Raw genomic sequence first — 392 nt, forward strand, 5'->3', positions numbered from 1 at the left:
GTCGTGACCAGCCCGTTCTCGCTGTCGACGATCTCCTCGCCGGTGTTCACGATGAGGAAATTGCCCGTGCCGTAGGTGTTCTTGGATTCACCGCGCTCGAAAGCGACCTGGCCGAATGTGGCGGCCTGCTGGTCTCCGAGGATTCCCGCGATCGGGATGCCGTCGAGCGAAGTGCCGACTGCCTCCCCGTACACCTCCGATGACGAGCGGATCGTGGGCAGCATCGCACGAGGAACCCCGAACGCCTTGAGCAGAGCGTCGTCCCAGTCGAGCGTGCGCAGATCCATCAGCAGCGTGCGGCTGGCGTTGGTGACATCAGTCGCGTGCACTCCCCCGTCGACACCACCCGTGAGGTTCCACAACAACCAGGTGTCTGGTGTGCCGAACAGCAG

The 392-nt window shown here is 63.8% G+C and carries 1 protein-coding gene; it reads right to left on the reverse strand.

Features of this window, described 5'->3' with window-relative positions; all coding sequences use genetic code 11:
- On the reverse strand, positions 1–392 hold a 392-nt coding region (locus tag J1M46_RS15110; RefSeq protein ID WP_241249777.1), incomplete at both ends, for an FGGY family carbohydrate kinase.

This window comes from Agrococcus sp. KRD186, assembly GCF_017168255.1.
Taxonomy (GTDB): Bacteria; Actinomycetota; Actinomycetes; order Actinomycetales; family Microbacteriaceae; genus Agrococcus.